We start from the raw sequence: 3,017 nt of genomic DNA, 5'->3' as shown, positions 1-3,017 counted from the left end.
TCCAAGGACGGATCAAATCTTAAAACCCAAGCAGAACATTGTGGTGAGGGGATTTATCCCCGTTGGGCTGCGAAGCAGCCCTAAAGCAATGAGCTCAGATCTTCCTGACACACCGAGTTGCCTGGTTTTAGGGCTGCTGCGCAGCCCAGCGGGGATAAATCCCCTCACCACAATTGTGTGTTCACCGCTTTGGTATTGGCGGTGTTCATTAAAAAAGCCGGCGCCCATCAGCGCCGGTTTTTTTATTTTTTACGCGAATGATAAATAAACTCATTCCGGTTTTTTGCAGGTGCTGCGTCTTACTAAGGTATGCGGGCAAATCAGGTTGGGCAGGGCAGCCCAGGTGCCGGATTTGTCCAGTAAAGATTTCGCCGTCGTCCAGCCAGATGACCGTGCCCGGGGAGGGGCCGGTCGGCCACGCACTGACCCATTGCCCCGAGGCAATCGATCGTGCGGGTTCACCTGTGCTGGCGAGCGGCGGGCCCTTCGGCCCCATGGACTTTTACTTACCCATAATAGAGAGCGCGATGTCAGCAATTCATGAGTTGAAACCTCTGTTCAAGGCACTCGTCATGTCCCGCGGCCTGCGTTCACGTCGGGTGTTGGCCGGTTTGGGGTTGGTCTGCGTACTGCCACTCAGCGCTCAGGTGATGGCTGAAGACGTCAGCATCGACATTCCTGCGCAACCGCTGCCGCAAGCGCTGCAAGCATTCGGTCAGCAGACCAACCAGCAAGTGATCTACAACGCCGCCGACATGGCCGGCCTGAAAAGCACCCGCGTCAGCGGCAAGATGAGCCCGCAGGCGGCCATCGCCGAATTGCTCAAGGGCACTGGTGTGCGCTACAGCGTCGAAGGCAATACGCTGATAATCACGCGCAGTAATGCGAGTTCGGCGATTGAGCTGGGCGCGACGACAATCAGCGGCCGGCAATTGGGTGTGACCACCGAGGGCACCAACTCTTACACCACGGGGGCGGTGACCATCGGAAAGGGGGACCAGAAGCTCAAGGATATCCCGCAGTCGGTCAGTGTCTTGACCCGCAAGCGCATGGATGACCAGAACATCACCAACCTGACCCAGGCCATTGAAAGCACCCCTGGGATGAGTTCGATTAAATCACCCGGCCCCGGCATGTTCATCTATGCCCGTGGTTTCGATATCGAAACGCTGCAGTACGACGGTGTTCCGGTCCCGCGTAATGTTTACTCGCTGGGTAGCTACATCACCGAAAACATGGCTGTTTATGATCGCGTTGAATTCCTTCGTGGCGCGGCTGGCCTGTTGCAGGGCGCCAACAGTCCTGGGGGCGCGATCAATATGGTACGCAAACGCCCGCAAGCCGTGCCAACAGTTACGTTGAGCGCCAAGGCCGGCAGTTGGGACCGCTATGCAAGCCAGGCGGATGTCGGCGGTCCGCTGAACTCCGAAGGCACCATTCGTGGTCGGGCCGTGGTCAATTATGAAAAAGGCAATTCGTTCACGGATTATGTGTCGAACTGGGAACAGACTGTCTATGGCGCCGTGGATTTTGACCTGAGCCCGGATACGGTGCTTGGCATCGGTGCCAGCAATAAGAAAAGTCACTCCACCCCTTACCTGATCGGTCTTCCGCGCTACAGCGACGGTACGGCCTTGAACTTGGGGCGCTCCTCATTTGCTGGCGCCAGTTGGAACCGAGCGATGAATGATCAAACTTCGGTGTTCCTGGATCTGGAGCACCACTTCAATGATAACTGGAAGGTCAAAGCCGCAGCTATGGCCATGAACGAGTCCAATGAAGCGACGTATCAGTTCATCACCGGTACGATAGCGGCCGATGGGACCGGTGCGCGTTATGCGGATTATTCAACCGATTTCTCTACCAAGACACTTGGGTTCGATGCCTACGTCAATGGCGACTTCGAAGCACTGTCGTTCAAACAGAATGTGATGTTGGGCGCCAACTACACCAAGCTTAAAACCAACGACGCTTTCGCCCGGGCTTTTACACCTGGAGTGGACATTGACGACATCAATCATCATCGACCGTCCCCCACCTTCGATAGCATTGCCGACAGTGCGAACCTGACCGAAAGCACCTATGACGTGCGGCAGAAAGGCATTTATGGCACATGGCGCGTCAATGTGACGGAGCCGCTGACACTGATCGTCGGTGCGCGATCCAGTTGGTATGACTTTGCCTATGACGCCCAGACCTATTTTGCTCGTGTCGAGAACGCTGATCCAGCAAGCAGCACGGCCAAGCATAGCGGTAAGGTCACACCATACTACGGGCTGGTGTATGCCCTGAACGACCAGTGGTCGGCCTACGCCAGCTACTCGGATGTGTTCATTCCTCAGACCGTGCGCGATACGAGTCAGTCGATCCTCAAGCCGGTCGAGGGCACCAACTACGAGTTGGGCCTCAAGGGCGAGCTAATGGATGGCCAGCTCAATACCTCGTTTGCGATCTTCCGATACGATCACGAGAACCGTGCGGTCAGCGACATCAGCGGTGGTCTCGCTTGTGATGGTTGGTATTGTTCGGTAGCGACGGGCAAGGTCAGAAGCCAAGGTTTCGAAGCTGAAGTTAGTGGTGAAGTAGCACCGGGCTTACAGGTGTCGAGCAGCTACACCTATAACATCACAAAGTTTCTGGAAGACGCGGATTACAAGGGCAAGGTGTTCAGTACCTGGACACCCAAGCACATGGTACGTATCTGGGCTGACTATCGGTTGCCGGGTGACTGGCACAAAGTCAGTGTCGGGGGTGGAGTCAACACCCAGAGCAGCACGGTCAGCTATGATCGCCAATTCGATCAGCCGGGTTTTTCCATCTGGAGCTCGCGAGTGGGGTATGACCTGACTGATGAAGTGAACCTGGCAGTGAACTTCAACAACATATTCGATAAGAAGTACTTCATTCCGTCCTACAGTCAGCTCAGCGCGAATAACTACTACGGTGATCCACGCAACATGATGTTCAGCGTGACGTACAAACCGCAGTTCTGATTCACACGTACAGAAAAAACCGAC

Annotated in this window: 1 protein-coding gene; it reads left to right on the top strand. The window is 55.4% G+C overall.

Annotated elements, in window-relative coordinates; translation table 11 throughout:
- Positions 1-527: 527 nt before the first annotated feature.
- The gene (locus CD58_RS19845) at positions 528-2,993 is read left to right on the top strand and encodes a TonB-dependent siderophore receptor (protein WP_025214732.1); all 2,466 of its coding nucleotides are present in this window, start codon (positions 528-530) and stop codon (positions 2,991-2,993) included.
- The last annotated feature ends 24 nt before the right edge of the window (positions 2,994-3,017 follow it).

This window comes from Pseudomonas brassicacearum (genome assembly GCF_000585995.1).
GTDB classification, from domain to species: Bacteria; Pseudomonadota; Gammaproteobacteria; order Pseudomonadales; family Pseudomonadaceae; genus Aquipseudomonas; species Aquipseudomonas brassicacearum_A.
Note: the sequence above shows the minus strand (reverse complement) of the source record. Positions and strands in the feature narration are given on the sequence as shown.